Here is a 13687-nt window from a genome sequence, read left to right as displayed (position 1 = left end):
CCAGGCGCACAGAGGGCATTCGCGCAGGGAGCCCGCAGCATGATCAATCGCGTGCACGTAGGCAAAAGCACACCCGGAATTCCGGTATGGCGAAACTTGAGCGCGGGACTGATTACCGGTGCGGCGGATGACGATCCCAGCGGCATAGCCACCTACTCTCAGGTCGGCGCGGCGTTTGGCTATGGCATGCTGTGGTGCATTCTGTTCACCATGCCACTGATGATCGCGATCCAGGCAATCAGTGCGGGCATCGGCTGCGTGACCGGCCACGGCCTGATGGATGGCATTCGTGCCTACTATCCGCGCAAACTGGTGTACGGACTCGTGGTATCGATTTTCGTAGCCAACGTCATCAATCTTGCGGCAGACATTGGCGCAATGGGCGCAGCGCTCAAGCTTTTGATCGGTGGGCCGGCGCTGTTATACGCGGGCGGTTTCGCGCTGTTGTCGCTAGTGCTGCAGGTCTTCATTCCGTTCTCACGATACTCGCCGATCCTCAAGTTGCTCACGCTCAGTCTTTTCGCCTACGTCGCCACGGTCATGGTAATTCACGTGCATTGGCTGCCCGTGCTCAAGAGCATCGTCATTCCGCCGGTGACATGGAACGCCAAGTATGCGGTGGGTCTTGTCGCGCTTCTTGGAACGACGATTAGTCCTTACCTGTTTTGCTGGCAGGCGGCGCAGGAGGTCGAAGAGATCGAAGCGGGCACGGATCGCGCCCCCCTGCTCCTTGCACCGCTGCAAGCACCCAGCACACTTCGTCGGATCGGGATCGACACGACGGTGGGGATGATTTTCTCCAATGTGATCGCGTTCTTCATCATTCTCACGGCAGCCGTGGTGCTGCACGCCAACGGCAAGATCGATATCCAGTCATCATCAGAAGCCGCGGAGGCCTTGCGGCCACTGGCGGGTAATTTGGCGTTCGCCCTCTTCGCAGCCGGCATCATCGGCACCGGTCTGTTGGCGGTTCCCGTACTCGCCGGTGCCACCGCCTATGCAGCGGCCGGTGCATTCGGCCAACTCAGCGGCCTTCAGCACAAAATGCGCGAGGCGAAATTCTTCTACGGCGTACTCATCGTAGCCAGTGTGGCCGGCATCGCCTTGAACCTCACATCGCTGGATCCGATCAAGGCGCTTTACTGGAGCGCAGTGATCAATGGTGTGGTCGCCGTACCCTTGATGATCGTGATGATGTTGATGGGATCGCAGTCCAGGGTCATGGGAGAGTTCACCATGCCCATGCCCTTGAAAATTTTCGGCTGGCTGGCTACGGCAACCATGGCCACAGCGGCAATCATGATGTTCGTGACCTGGGGCAAGTAAAGCTGATGCCACCGACTTCAGGGTGACGCCGCTTCCGAGGACTCGAAACGGTAGCCCGCGCCATACACCGAATGGATATACGGGCCGCCCGGCACGAGATCATCGAGCTTGCGGCGGAGATTTCTGATGTGGCTATCCACGACACGATCGGTGACATCGCGCAACTCGTCATGCATCAGATCCAGCAACTGATCGCGCGAATAAACGCGGCCAGGATGCGCGACTAGCGTCTGCAGCAAGCGGTACTCGGTGGTGGTCAACGGCAGCGGTTTACCGGCAACCAGAATGCGCTGCATGCTCTCATCGACAACAAATGGATTGATGGGTACCGACCCGCTCGTACGACGCAGCAGCGCACGCACCCGCGCCACCACTTCGCGCGGACTGAACGGCTTGCAGACGTAATCATCGGCGCCAAACTCCAGGCCGAGCAGACGATCGATTTCCTCCACGCGTGCGGTCAGCATGATTACCGGCAACGGATTGTCCTTGCGCAACTCACGCAGAATCTGCAACCCATCCTTGCCGGGTAGCATCACGTCGAGCAGCAGCAGATCAGGTTGATGGTCGCCGATGGCCTGCAATACGCGGTCGCCTTCATCGACGATTGATGCAAGGTATCCAGCATCCTGAAGATATTCGCTCAGCAGCGCGGCAATCTTCGGCTCGTCCTCGGCAATCAGGATGTACTGTGTGGTTGTCATCTCAGCTTTGTACTAGAGGCAGGGTCAATACGATGCGCAGGCCGCCGAGCGGCGATGGCAACGCGCGCAACTCGCCGTTATGCGCCAGCGCAATACGTTGCGCGATGGCCAGACCAAGCCCACTGCCGCCGCGCTTGCGGTCGCGCGAAGCTTCGCCGCGATAGAGCGGCTCGAACAGCCGTGCGAAGGAGTCCGCATCAACGTCCGGTGGTGTGTCGTCGACAATGATGTCTACCGTATGCGTTTGCATTGCCATGCCGATACGCACACGACCACCACGATCGCTGTAGCGCAGGCTGTTGCCGATAACGTTGTCGATCAGCTGGCGGATGCGGTCAGCATCGACTTGCACGAACGCTGGCGACAAATCCTGCTCCAGTACAAGTTCCGATTCGCGCGCCATTGGCGCAAAGCGCACCATGGCAGCACGCAACAGCTCCGCGATATCGATCACTTGCAAGCGATAACTCAGCGTCCCGAGATCGGCCATCGACAGCTGATGCAGATCATCGACGAGACGATCCAGCCGCATCACTTCCTCATGCAGCGACAGCACGCCGCCGGCATCGACCGTGCGCACGCCGTCCTGCATCGCTTCGACTTCACCGCGCACGATCGACAACGGCGTGCGCAGTTCATGCGAGATGTCGGCAATCCAGCGCCGACGCGCCGTTTCGTGCGACTGCAGCGCGGCACTGAGCCGATTGATATGCCTGACCAGATCCCCTAATTCGTCGCGGCGCAAGGTATCCAGATGCAGGTGATAGTTGCCGTTGGCAAGTTGGTCGGCCGCCTGCTCCACATCGCGCAGTGGTCCCAGCAGATGGCGCGCGAATATCCAGGCGATGCCTAGCGCCAGCAGCAAAAGCAACCCGGCGATCAGCGCCATGTCGTGCACCTGTACCGAAAGAAAATCGGTATCGCGACTTTCCACCGGATGCGTGAGCGGCTGCAGCGCAAGCCAGCCAACCAGTACTCCGTCTTGCTGCAGCGGCCGTTGCAAAGCATCAGCCCCTAACGGCGCACCGACGATCAGGCGATGTTGCGCATCGAGCAGCGACACGCGCGGCGGCAGAGGCAACGCTGGTTGTGGCGGTGGAACATCGTCGTGATCCGGCGCAGGCGGCGGTCGCGGATACCTGCTGGATGGATCCGGTGCACCGCGCGGTGGTTTCGGATCCAGTATCTCGTGCAGTAGCGCATCCCATTTTTCACGATCACGCAAATCATCGAAACCATGCATTGCATCTGCGCGCTGATCCAGTGCCTGCGTTAGCGGCGATAGTCGCGCCAGATCAAGCGTGTTGACGTAAGCGACAAAGCCGCTGCGCAGGTTGAGGATGGTGATACTACCCAGCGTGCCCAGCGCCAGCGCAATCGTGAGCGCCAGCAGCAGAAAAAGTTTGTGCACCACGCGCAGACGCAAACGCGTGCGCGGCGAGTCATTGGATGCGGCTGGCGTCGGAGTATCCATCGGCCATGCAGGATAACCCGGTGCTTGAAAATACGCGTCCGCATTCCCTGCATAATTCCTGCGAAGTGGGAGGTCATCGTGGAGTGTGCCGGGCCGACCGGCACCACACAGGAGCATCCACATGCAAACCCGATTTCTCTGCGCCTTGATCGCCATGACCGTCGCAGGCACGGCCGTTGCGCAAGCCGTTCAACCCTCGCCGCCCGATGTCGGAACCCCGCCTGCACGGTTCGCCGGCGGCTTGCCGCCGCCGCCCCCCGGCTGTGTTGGCAACGGTGCGCTACCTTTGCCGTCGCCTCCACCGCGGCCTTGGCCGCCCGTTCCCGCTAGTGACGACGGGTTCGCCAAGGATCTGGGCATCAGCAGCACACAGGCGACCAAGGTGCAGCAAGTATTCGAGCGCCAGGCCGCACAAGCACAGCGTCTGGATCAGCAGCGTCGCGATATGGATGCGGAAACCTGCCGTAGCCTGCAGAGCATCATCGGCGATCAGGGCATGGCTCGCTGGTCGGCCGCTTTTCCACCGCCGCCACCGCCGGGCGGACCGTGGCGCGGACCACACCTGATGCCACCGCCGCCGCCGCCGCAAGGCTAATGACGGATTACACGATGACAAATTGGCCACGCTGGAATCTGCAGAAAAGAAAAACGCCCCCATGGGGCGTTTTTTCCAAGCTAACGAACCGGCCGTAATGTTCAGCGATAACTCGAACATTCACACCTGAACCGATATCAGCTATCAGGCAACGCCTCGGTTAAACCAAGCGTGGCAAAAGCCTGTACACGCTCGATCGCTTCGATGAGTTCCTTGCCTCCGAAGGGCTTGCGCAGATAGACGCTACGCTCCGGCACTTCTTCGGGATCGGTATTCGGATCGGCGGAGATAACGACCAGACCCACCTCGGGATGCCGACGTCTGGCGAGTTCGCAGATGTCGATACCCGTGGTTTCCCCGGCGAGAATCACGTCCGCTATGACGACATCGACCTGTTCTTGTCTCGAAAGAAAGCCGGAGGCCCCGCTTGAGCCCACAACGCAGTGCACGCGAAAACCGCCTTTGCCTTCGAGCAACATCCGCATCGTTTCCAATACGGCGTGATCGTCATCAACAATGAGGACAACCTTGTCGGCGCCCATGATTACCTTCGCTTGCAGTTTGCGGGTATGTATGACTCCCCCTGAGCACTCAGTTTACTCGACTGGGATGAACTCGTGAGGCCTGCATCGCAAGCCTCACCCAAGGGGCCCCTTGGCACACGATAATGCGCCGGCGACGCGGCGAATAACAGGTTGGCGACGCCATTCCCGCGACCCTGCGGCAAAATCGATAAATCCTGCGAATGCTGAACCAGCTATCTGCGCTCGGCGTTTGGCGTTGAGCGCAGGGCGCGAACTTCGTACAGGCGCTTGTCGGCCTCAGCCAGCATGTGCTCCAGCTGCTCCCCGGAATGGCGATAAGCGGAGCCCATGGTGAAACTGATCGGCGCGGTTTTACGATCATCAGCAATACGCTTGGCAACGCTTTCGGTCAGGAATGCATCCGCATGCCGGAGCAGGACCAGAAACTCGTCACCACCCAGCCGTACCACGGCGTCCTCGGGCCTGAGATGGTTCAACAAGAACTTTGCCATGGCAACCAGCACTTCGTCGCCACGCTGATGCCCATATTTGTCGTTGACCAGCTTGAAGCGGTCAAGGTCGAACGTAATACAACCCCATCGATCCAGCTCGCCCATGGAGGCTGCCAGCTCGGTGATATATCGCCGATTGAAACAACCCGTCAGCGGATCGCGTATCGACCATTCCTCGAGCTTGCGCTGGTGCTGCTGCCGTTCAGTGATGTCCTGCGCGTGCCCCAACACGTACGGCTCATCACCCTCGCCGTCGAGCACGTTGTGGTACTCCCAGGTCCGCAAGCTGTCGTCGCCAGCGACCAATTCAAGTACACCGGAATCTGCACCGGTGGCAAAGATCCGATCGAGATAGCTCTGAAACCCCGGACGACGCGCTTCGCGCATGAAATCTGCCAGCGACCGACCCAGCAGATCAGCGATTGAATAATTGAGCGAACGCGCGGCGGCCGGGTTGACTGAAAGCAAAATACCGTCGGCATCGTGGGTACAAATCAAGCCGAGGCTGTACTCAAACAATTTGCGAAACCGACGATCGCTGCCTTCCAACGCGGTGACGGCCCGCTTGCGCAAAGTAACGTCCTGCAAAGCACCGACCAGGCGAAGCGGCTTCCCCTCCCCTTGCTCAACGTTACCGACGGCGCGAACCCAGATATGACGACCTTTCGCCGTGACAAAGGGCAATTCAAGATCCCATCCACGCCCCTCTTCGAGACTTTTTTGCACGGCCGCCCGCATGACCTCTCTTGCGGCTGGCGCGTAGTATTCGAGCGCTTCCTTCATCGTCGGTAGATAGCCCGGCGGCACTTCATGTATCCGGCAGGTTTCATCGGACCAGATGATTTCATTGGTCAACAGATTGATTTCCCAGCCACCGACGCCGGCCGCGCGCCCGGTACGGTCAAGAAAGGCCTCGCTCGCCTGCAGCTTTTTTTCAAGCCGTGCAGCTATCTTTGCCTGAAGGCTTGCCGCCTCGGCTTCGCGCACAAGCGCGTCATTTCTTTCCAGAAGTACAGCGCGCTGATCCAAGGCCTCCGCCGCAGCGCGTGCCAGTTCCTTCAGTGCCAGGCGCTGATTTTCGCTCAGCGCATTGGCCTTTTGGTCGATGACACAGAGTGCTCCCATGCGCAGTCCATCATGCAACGTGATCGGCGCACCGGCATAAAAGCGGATATCCGGATTTCCCGTTACCAGCGGATTTTTTGCAAAGCGTGCATCCCTCAGCGCATTGGGGATTTCCATCACATCGTCGCCCTGGATCGTGTGGGAACAGAACGCCACGTCACGTGGTGTTTCCTGTACGCCAGGCAAACCGACGTTGGACTTGAACCATTGGCGGTTTTCGTCGATCAAGGTGATCAGCGCGATCGGCATACCGGTGGCCAGCGCGGCCGCCTTGGTGATGGCATCGAATAACGGCTCGGCCTGCGTATCCAGAATATTCAACGAGCGAAGCCGAGTCATCCGGGACCGCTCGACAACAGTGTTGTTGGCAGGCATTTCCTCCATGGGTTCGGCAGTGTGCATCACAGAATAAAGCTCCGGTGTTCAGCACCTCTTGCGTTGTCAGACTACTCTAACAACGCGTCTAGCCAAACGGTTACGAATGCACGCCCACCTGAAACACAGTGCCTCAGTCACGTTTTGAGCAACCGAGGGCTCATAAATCCTTGACCGTCATGCGACGAGTGTTTTGCTGATTGCCATTCTGCGCAGAGGACGGCCTAATGGCGCCGTACACCGACCTATGGAAAGCCCGTCTTGACTGCTGTCGAAAAAATCATCCTGTTTACCGCCATGATCCTCTCCATCATGGCCTGCCAGCAGTCACCCGACCCTGCCACGCTGCGTAGCGCGCACTACGATCCGGCTCAGTATTTCGACAACGATCGGCTGCGCGCGAACACGTTGATCGCCTGTCATGCCGGCACCGCACAGAGTCAGCTGGATTGGTCCAGCTTTTACGCCTGTCGGACATCCGCCTCTGCAGATCGTGCCAAGCACAGCGGTTGGAAGCCGGCGACTGTCTCCCCGCGTTAATCGGAAGATTCAGCCCCCTCGGGATTGGCGGGTAGCTACCTGGACTAACTTCAGCGCGACAGCAGCTCTTGCCCAGGCTTTGACCAGTTCAGCTACCCAAGCAGCATGCTAAAGCTGCGGGGCTGATAGTTACGCTACGTTGAAGATTGGGCCATGCTGGTCGTCAGCACCACGCAATCAATCATCTTGTCCATACAATGCACGTACTCACGCGCCAGCGCTTCCGTGTTGAAGTGTGGCGGCTTCAACTTGCGACCCTGATCAAAATCGTGAGAACCGATTGGGTCGTCTTAGCAACGCTTTGTCACGTCGCGAAGCACACGCTTTTTCATGCGAACCAAACAGGCTCGGTAGCGTCACGACACCCCCGATACGGCCATGCAAGTAATTGCGGCGATAGCGGCGGCAAACATATACCTGCAGCCATACAAAAGCTTCTCCAAAACCCTTTGACAGCCTATCCTCGCGGGCTTGGCATCCGTTGTTACTATGTATCGAACTGACACCGTGTCGAGCATCAGCTCGACCGTGGCTTCGATGCCTGACGGTTGGCGCGTATCACCTAGCTGTGAGGCCTATGGGCATTCCGAAGAAATTGAAGAATAGTGGTCTGGATAGGAACAAAGTGGCGAGCTGGCCGCTTGCCCATTCGATGTCGTTCGCTGCGACGCTGGCTTGTCTGCTGATTGCCGGTTGCGCGGTGGGTCCCGACTTCAAGAAGCCGGCGGCTCCCAAGGTCACCAGCTACACCGATCATCCGCTTTCAACCACGGTCAGCAGTCAGAACATCACCGGAGGCGAAGCACAGCGCTTCGCCAACGGGGCCAACATTCCCGGCGACTGGTGGACGTTGTTTCATTCCACCCCGCTGAACGCACTGATTGAGCAGTCACTCAAAAGCAATGCCGATCTCAAGGCGGCACAAGCTGCCCTGCTGGTGGCCAGTGAAACGACCAAGGCTGGACACGGTGCGTTTTACCCCAGCGTCTCGGGGAGCTTTTCGGCCTCGCGCGAAAAGGACCCACCGGGTTCACTCGCTCCCGTACCCAGCAACAACGCCTATCGGTACGACTTATTCACCCCGCAGCTCAGCATTTCGTATGCACCCGATATTTTCGGACTGAATCGTCGAACGGTGGAATCCCTGCAGGCGCAGGAACAGGCTGTCCGTTTCCAGACCATCGCGACGCAGATCACGCTCAGCACCAACGTGGTGGCCGCCGTGGTGCAGGAGGCATCGCTGCAGGCGCAGGTGGATGCGACCCATCAGCTGGTCGACATCAACACGCACATGCTGAAGATCCTGCAATACCAGTTGACCAAGGGATATGTCGGCCGACTCGATGTCGCCGCGCAGGAATCGCAGCTGGCGCAGGTCACCGCCACGCTACCGCCGCTGATCAAGCAACTGGCCCAGCAGCATGATCTGCTGGCTGTCCTGGTCGGCCGCTTTCCGAATGAGATACCGGGCGGAAGTTTTGATCTGGCGAGCCTGCAACTGCCACAGGATTTGCCGCTGAGCCTGCCTTCCGAACTGGTGGCTCAGCGTCCCGACGTGCTGCAGGCCGAGGCCAACATGCATGCTGCCAGCGCCCAGATCGGCGTAGCCACCGCCAACCGGCTGCCGAATATTGCGTTGACTGCGAATGCTGGCAGCACGGCGCTGGCGATGGGGCAGGTGTTCAAGTCAGGCACCGGCTTCTGGAATATTGGTGCGGCCATCACCGCACCGATTTTTCAGGGTGGCACCCTGCTGCACCAGGAGCGTGCTGCGAAGGCGGCCTATGTCGAAGCAGCCGAACAATATCGCAGCACCGTGTTGGGTGCGTTCCAGAATGTCGCCGACACCCTGACCGCGCTTGAGCAGGACGCCGAGGGCCTGAAGGCGGCAGCTCACGCTGCCGATGCCGCCAAGATCACCCTGGATCTGTCGCAGCGGCAATGGAAGGCCGGCTACGCCAACTATCTTTCGTTGTTGAGCGCGGAACAGGGCTATCAACAGGCCCGGATCAACCTGGTGCAGGCGCAGGCCAACCGTTTTTCCGATACGGCTGCGCTGTTTCAGGCGCTGGGAGGCGGCTGGTGGAACCGCGCGGACTTGGCCAATGCGGATTCGATGCAGAACGATTCAATGCAGGACAAAAATGAAAAATAATTTGCTGCACGCAATACCGGGGACTTCGCCTGCGCAACGTCCCGGTGAACTACCGCACCGGGTTGCCGTTGCCACCATGATCATCGCAATGCTTGTGTCGCTCACCGCGTGTTCGTCCAAAACGGACGCTGACACGAACGTACAGCCCGCATCCGTCACCGCACACAACGTGACGATGACCTCAGACCAGCGCCAGCACATCAAGCTCTACACCGTGGCACCGTCGACGTTTCACAAGACGGTCGAGACCACCGGTGCCGTCGATTTCGACAACGATCAGGCCACCAGCGTGATCGCGCCCTTCTCCGGTCCGGTAACCCGGCTGCTGGTTTCTCCCGGCGATCGCGTCAAGAAAGGCCAGCCGCTGGCCATGGTCGACTCACCCGACTTTGCCGCCGCCGTCAGCGCCTATGCCAAGGCGCTCGCGACGGCAAAAACCGACCGCCGTCTTGCTGACGCCGACAAGGATCTGGGCCAGCATGAAGGCGTCGCCCAACGCGAAAACGAGCAGGCGCAAACCGATGCCGTCAACGCCGAAGCTGATCGCGATGCCGCTCTGCAGGCTCTGATTGCACTGGATATCGATCCAGACGCGATCAAGGGTATCCAGCAGGGCCGCACGGTGTCGCATATCGAGGGCATCATCCGTTCCCCGATTGCCGGCACCGTGGCGGAAAAGCTGATCACGCCAGGCCTGCTGCTGCAGGCTGGTACCACGCCGTGTTTCACCGTGGCCAATCTCTCACGGGTCTGGGTCATGGCGCAGGTCTCCGGGTCTGACCTCGATTCGATCAGCCTCGGTGACCCGGCGGAGGTGGTAACAGGCATCGGCAGTAAAAACTTTCCAGGCACCGTAGACAACATCGCCGCGCTGGTGAATCCCGACACCCGTTCGGTGATCGCGCGCGTCGTGGTCGACAACCCGGGCGATTTTCTGAAGAAACAGATGTACGTCACCGTGCGGATTCATTCGCGCCAATCACACAGCGGATTGCTCGTGCCGGTATCGGCGATTTTGCGCGACGACGAGAACCTGCCCTTCGTCTATGTCGCCCAGCAGGACGGCAGCTTCGCGCGGCGATCGGTGACCCTGGGTGACCGGACCGGCGATCAGTTCAACATTCCTGACGGTCTGCATGCGGGTGACCAGGTCGTGGTCGACGGTGGCATCTTCGTCCAGTTCATGCAAAACCAATGAGCGACCAACTACCTCCTGACGAGACGCCGTCGCGCACGGCGTCGATCATGAACCGGCTGGTCGGCTCATCACTGGCCCAACCGCTGCTGATCATCCTGCTGACGCTGTTACTGACCGGTGCCGGCGCAAGATCGCTGCAGCGCCTGCCGGTGGATGCGTATCCCGACCTCTCGCCGCCCATTGTCGAGATCATCACACAGTGGCCAGGGCACGCTGCCGAAGAAGTGGAGCGACTGATCACCGTGCCGGTCGAGCTCGCGATGAACGGCATCCCGAAGGTCGCCAACGCACGCTCGATTTCGCTGTACGGATTGTCGGACGTCATCATCACGTTCAACAACGGCACTGACGATAATTTTGCCCGGCAGGAAGTGTTCAACCGGCTGGGCGATCCCAGCCTGCCAAGCGGAGTCACGCCTTCGGTATCGCCGCTGTCCGCACCGTCGGGACTGATTTATCGCTACGTGCTGCAAAGCCCCGACCGCTCGCCGATGGAGCTGAAAACGCTCGAAGCGTGGACGGTCGAACCGCAGTACCGATCGGTCCCCGGCGTCGCCGATGACTCGGGCTTCGGCGGCGGCACCATGCAATATCAGGTGCTGCTCGATCAGGCCAAGATCGCTTCGGTCGGCCTGTCCGCTGTGCAGATCGAAGCGGCGCTGGCGTCCAACAACGACAACGCTGGCGGTGGCTTCTATTCGCAGGGTGGCCAGTTCTACTACGTGCGCGGCCTGGGCCGTATGGACACGCTGGAGGACATCAGCAATGTGGTGTTAGCGGTACATGACGGCACGCCGATACTGTTGAAGGACGTGGGCCGCGTGGCGATCGGCATTGCGCCGCGACTGGGTGAGTTTGGCTACGAGAAACAGGACGACGCCGTCGAAGGCGTGATCCTGCTGCGCACCGGCGAGAAAACCCAGGACGTACTCAAGCGCGTCGAAGCCAAAACGCACGAACTCAACAACGGCGTACTGCCCAAGGACGTCAAGGTCGTGCCCTACTACGACCGCAGCGACCTGATCGCGCTGACCACCAAGATCGTCGAAGACAACCTGCTGCGCGGCATGCTGCTGGTCATCGTGGTGCTGATCTTTTTCCTCTACGATTTCCGTGCGGGCTTGATCGTTGCCGTCACGATTCCACTGGCCTTGTTGTTTGCCTTCATCTGCCTGGACGTCCAGGGTGCATCGGCCAACCTGCTGTCGATCGGTGCCATCGACTTTGGCATCCTGGTCGATGGTGCGGTGGTGATGGTGGAAAACATCTTCCGTCAGATCGCCGAGCGCAAAGGCACGCCACTCAGCGTCAGGGCAATCATCCGCGATGCAGCCGCAGAGGTGGATCGCCCACTGTTCTACGCCGTTGCGGTGATCGTGGTCAGCTTCCTGCCGATCTACGTGCTGTCAGGGCCATCAGGCACGCTGTTCAAGCCGATGGCGGACACGATGATCTTCGCCCTGGTCGGTTCGCTGATCGTCACACTGACCCTGCTGCCGGTGCTGTGTGCGTGGTTCATGCGCAAAGGCGTGCGCGAGCGGCGCAACGTGGTGTTCGAGGCGATCAAGTCGGTTTACGTCAAAGGCCTCGATCTGTGCCTCGCCTATCCGTGGGCGACCACGCTGGCCTCCACCGTCATCCTGCTGGGCTCGCTGCTGCTGATCCCGCGCATCGGTGCCGAGTTCATGCCGCAGCTGGACGAAGGCGCGCTGTGGGTGCGCGCCACCATGCCGTACACCATCTCGTTCGACGAATCAGCCAGGATTACGCCGAAGATACGCGACATCCTGCGAACCTTCCCCGAGGTCACCACGGTTGCTTCGGAGTTGGGCCGGCCTGATGACGGCACCGATTCGACCGGCTTCTTCAACGTCGAGTTTTATGTCGGCCTCAAACCGTACTCACAGTGGAGCGGCAGCTACCGCACCAAACCTGAATTGATTGCCGCGATCAACCGCAAGCTCGAGGCGTTCCCCGGCATCAACTTCAATTACACCCAGCCGGCCGAGGATGCGGTGGATGAAGCCGAGACCGGACTGAAGAGCGCACTCGCGGTGAAAGTCTTTGGTGCCGATCTGAACACCCTGCAGCAGAAAGGCAAGGCGATCAAGCAGGTACTGGAAAAAGTCCGTGGCATCCGCGACGTGACCCTGGTGCAGGAGTTGGGACAACCCAGCCTCACCATCAAGATCAACCGCGCCGCGATCGCCCGTTACGGCTTGAATGTGTCCGACATCAACGGCCTGATCACCACCGCGATCGGCGGCGATGTGGCCACCCAAGTTGTGCAGCAGGAAAAACAGTTCGATCTCGTCGTGCGCCTTGAACAGAAGTATCGTGACAACCCCGAAGAGATCGGCAATATCCTGGTCGCCACGCCGGGCGGCCAGCAAATTCCGCTGAAGGAATTCGCCGACATCAAGGTCACCAACGGCGCCTCCTTCATCTACCGTCAGGACAACTCACGCTACATCGGCGTGCAGTTCTCGGTGGAAGGCCGCGATCTGGCCGGCGCCGTGGAGGACGCCATTGCGCAGGTCAACAAGACCATTACCCTGCCGCAGGGCTATCGCCTTGACTGGGGTGGCGAATACTCGGAATACACTGCGTCGCGTGCCCAGCTCAACATCATCCTGCCGCTAACCCTGGGCTTGATCTTCCTGCTGCTGTTCACCCTCTACAGCAATTTCAAATTCCCCTTCATCACCGTGGCCGGTGTGCTGCTGTCGGCGCCGGTCGGCGGCATCGTGGCGCTTTGGCTCACCGGCACACCATTCTCCGTGTCATCCGGCATCGGCTTCCTCGCGCTGTTCGGTGTCTCCGTGCAAACGGCCGTCGTTTATATCTCCTACGTCAATGAACTCAGGCGCGGCGGTGTCGACGTCACCGAGGCCATCCGCCAAGGCGCCATCCTGCGCCTGCGCCCGATCATGATGACCGCGCTGGTGGCGGCACTGGGACTGTTGCCCGCGGCGCTTGCCACCGGTGTCGGTACGGATACGCAACGGCCGTTCGCCTTGGTCATTGTCAGCGGTTTGTTCACGCGACTGTTGATCAGCATCTTTTTGATGCCGGCGTTGTATGCGCTCGTGGCACGGAAGGATGATCGGCTGGAAGTTTGAGGTGTTTTCTTCGGCTATATGTTCGAAGTCATGTGAT

The 13687-nt window shown here is 59.9% G+C and carries 10 protein-coding genes; 6 read left to right on the top strand and 4 right to left on the bottom strand.

The genetic code is table 11. From position 1 onward, the window contains the following. Nucleotides 1-39 precede the first annotated feature (39 nt). Nucleotides 40-1326 carry a divalent metal cation transporter gene (locus tag HDE80_RS07600; protein WP_184669457.1) on the top strand — a complete coding sequence of 429 codons (1287 nt, stop codon included), beginning with the start codon at nt 40-42 and terminating at the stop codon, nt 1324-1326. Between the two features lie 17 nt (nt 1327-1343). On the opposite strand, the gene HDE80_RS07595 is transcribed toward HDE80_RS07600, so the two are convergent. After that, nucleotides 1344-2030, bottom strand: a complete 687-nt coding sequence (locus tag HDE80_RS07595) for a response regulator (RefSeq protein ID WP_184669455.1) — start codon at nt 2028-2030, stop codon at nt 1344-1346. A 1-nt stretch (nt 2031) separates the two neighbouring features. Beyond that, the gene (locus HDE80_RS07590; RefSeq protein ID WP_184669453.1) at nt 2032-3504 is read right to left on the bottom strand and encodes an ATP-binding protein; all 1473 of its coding nucleotides are present in this window, start codon (nt 3502-3504) and stop codon (nt 2032-2034) included. A gap of 121 nt (nt 3505-3625) precedes the next feature. On the opposite strand from HDE80_RS07590, the gene HDE80_RS07585 reads away from it, so the two are divergent. Further along, a complete protein-coding gene (locus HDE80_RS07585) occupies nt 3626-4099 on the top strand; it encodes a hypothetical protein (protein ID WP_184669451.1) in 474 nt (157 codons plus the stop codon). A 137-nt stretch (nt 4100-4236) separates the two neighbouring features. Here HDE80_RS07585 and HDE80_RS07580 read toward each other — a convergent pair whose 3' ends face one another. Both HDE80_RS07580 and HDE80_RS07575 read right to left on the bottom strand, forming a co-directional pair. Continuing rightward, nucleotides 4237-4641 carry a response regulator gene (locus tag HDE80_RS07580; RefSeq protein WP_184669449.1) on the bottom strand — a complete coding sequence of 135 codons (405 nt, stop codon included), beginning with the start codon at nt 4639-4641 and terminating at the stop codon, nt 4237-4239. Nucleotides 4642-4856: 215 nt separating this feature from the next. Further along, nucleotides 4857-6635: a diguanylate cyclase gene (locus tag HDE80_RS07575; RefSeq protein ID WP_184669941.1), complete on the bottom strand. Its 1779-nt coding sequence runs from the start codon at nt 6633-6635 to the stop codon at nt 4857-4859. A gap of 261 nt (nt 6636-6896) precedes the next feature. Here HDE80_RS07575 and HDE80_RS07570 point away from each other — a divergent pair, with 261 nt between their 5' ends. The 4 genes from HDE80_RS07570 (at nt 6897) to HDE80_RS07555 (ending at nt 13650) form a co-directional block, all read left to right on the top strand. Beyond that, nucleotides 6897-7175 (top strand): hypothetical protein, encoded by a 279-nt coding sequence (locus HDE80_RS07570; RefSeq protein WP_184669447.1) that lies wholly within the window; start codon nt 6897-6899, stop codon nt 7173-7175. 625 nt (nt 7176-7800) lie between these two features. After that, nucleotides 7801-9330, top strand: coding sequence for an efflux transporter outer membrane subunit (locus HDE80_RS07565; RefSeq protein WP_345776422.1), 1530 nt, complete (start codon nt 7801-7803; stop codon nt 9328-9330). After that, nucleotides 9320-10528, top strand: a complete 1209-nt coding sequence (locus HDE80_RS07560) for an efflux RND transporter periplasmic adaptor subunit (protein ID WP_255483630.1) — start codon at nt 9320-9322, stop codon at nt 10526-10528. The genes HDE80_RS07565 and HDE80_RS07560 overlap by 11 nt, the downstream gene beginning before the upstream one ends. Then, the gene (locus HDE80_RS07555; protein WP_255483629.1) at nt 10525-13650 is read left to right on the top strand and encodes a CusA/CzcA family heavy metal efflux RND transporter; all 3126 of its coding nucleotides are present in this window, start codon (nt 10525-10527) and stop codon (nt 13648-13650) included. The genes HDE80_RS07560 and HDE80_RS07555 overlap by 4 nt, the downstream gene beginning before the upstream one ends. Nucleotides 13651-13687: the final 37 nt, after the last annotated feature.

Origin of the sequence: Rhodanobacter sp. A1T4 (assembly GCF_014207185.1) — a bacterium.
Lineage (GTDB): Bacteria > Pseudomonadota > Gammaproteobacteria > Xanthomonadales > Rhodanobacteraceae > Rhodanobacter.
This window is presented reverse-complemented; position numbering and strand designations above follow the sequence as displayed.